The 1,656-nt window shown below is 75.2% G+C and carries 2 protein-coding genes; both read left to right on the forward strand.

Annotated features, from left to right (window positions below; translation table 11 throughout):
* On the forward strand, window positions 1–612 hold a 612-nt coding region (locus QR77_RS48430; protein ID WP_040020891.1), incomplete at its 5' end, for a bifunctional adenosylcobinamide kinase/adenosylcobinamide-phosphate guanylyltransferase.
* Window positions 613–635: 23 nt separating this feature from the next.
* A partial coding sequence (gene cobT / locus QR77_RS09280) for a nicotinate-nucleotide--dimethylbenzimidazole phosphoribosyltransferase (RefSeq protein WP_040020892.1) occupies window positions 636–1,656 on the forward strand: 1,021 nt, incomplete at its 3' end.

Below are 1,656 nucleotides of genomic sequence, written 5' to 3' on the forward strand. Positions count from 1 at the left end.
GCCGCGGGCGCGCGGGCCGTGCCGGACGGTACGACGCTCGACGTCGGCGCCTACCACGCCGTACCGGAGGTGCCCCGGCGCACGCTGGTGACGGGCGGAGCGCGCTCGGGGAAGTCCTGGGAGGCGGAGCGGCGGCTCGCGACGTTCCCCGGGGTGCTGTATGTCGCGACGGGCGGCGAGCGCGAGGGCGACGCCGAGTGGGAGGGCCGGGTGCGCGCGCACCGCGAGCGCCGCCCAGCCTCCTGGCGTACGGCGGAGACCTGCGACCTGGTCCCGCTGCTCGACGACAACGGGCCGCCGCTGCTGATCGACTGTCTGTCGCTGTGGCTGACGGACGCCATGGACCGGGTGGACGCCTGGGACGAGGACGCGTGGGCGGCGGGCGGCGCCGATGCGCTGCGGGAGCGTACGGACGAACTCGTCGCCGCCGTACGCCGGACCACGCGCACCGTCGTCGCCGTGACGAACGAGGTCGGCTCGGGTGTCGTCCCCGCGACCGTGTCGGGGCGCCGCTTCCGTGACGAACTGGGGCGGCTGAACGCCTCCTTCGCCGCCGAGTGCGAGCATCTCCTGCTGGTGGTCGCCGGGCAGGCCCTCACGCTGCTGGGGTGACGGGGGCCGGTACTGTTCGGCGAATGAGCTCGCTGAATCTCGACGACTTCTCCGACCTGATCGAGCGCCCCGACAGCGGTATGCGGCGGAACGCCGAGGAACGCAGGGAGCGGCTGACCATTCCGCCCGGCGTCCTCGGCCGTCTCGACGAGCTGGGCGAGTGGCTCTCGGCGGCGCAGGGGGCCGTACCGGTCAAGGCGATCGAGCAGCCCCGTGTGGTGCTGTTCGCCGGCGATCACGGAGTGGCCGCCCTCGATGTGTCGGGGCGGTCCCCGGGCAGTGCGCACCTGCTGGTACGCGCCGTGCTGGACGGCGAGAGCCCGGTCGCCGTGCTGGCGCGCCGCGCGGGGGTGCCGGTGCGGATCGTCGACGCCGGTCTGGACTGCGACCCGGCGCTGCTGCCCGACGAGGTGGTACGCCGCCGGGTGCGGCGCGGCAGCGGGCGTATCGACATCGAGAACGCGCTGACGGCCGAGGAGGCCGAGCAGGCGGTACGGCTGGGCATGGCGGTCGCCGACGAGGAGGCTGACTCCGGTACGGATCTGATCGTCCTCGGTGACCTGAGCGTCGGCGGCACCACGGCGGCGTCCACCCTCATCGCTGCGCTGTGCGGCACGGACGCCTCGGTCGTCACCGGGCGCGGCGGCGCGGGCATCGACGACCTGGCGTGGATGCGCAAGTGCGCTGCGGTCAGGGACGCGCTGCGCCGGGCGCGGCCGGTCCTGGGCGACCAACTGGAACTGCTGGCGGCGGTGGGCGGCGCCGACCTGGCGGCGATGACCGGCTTCCTGCTCCAGAGCGCGGTACGGCGGATGCCGGTGATCCTGGACGGGGTCGTCTCGGCGGCCTGCGCGCTGGTGGGGCAGCGGACGGCGTTCCGGGCGCCCGACTGGTGGCTCGCGGGCCAGGTGAGCGGGGAGCCCGCGCAGGCGAAGGCGCTGGACCGGATGGCGCTGGTCCCGCTGCTCGACCACGGGGTCGCGGTCGGCGAGGGGGCGGGCGCGCTGCTCGCGCTGCCCATGGTCCAGGCAGCCGCGGCGCTGG

This window comes from Streptomyces sp. 150FB (assembly GCF_000818195.1).
In the GTDB taxonomy this organism is placed as follows: Bacteria; Actinomycetota; Actinomycetes; order Streptomycetales; family Streptomycetaceae; genus Streptomyces.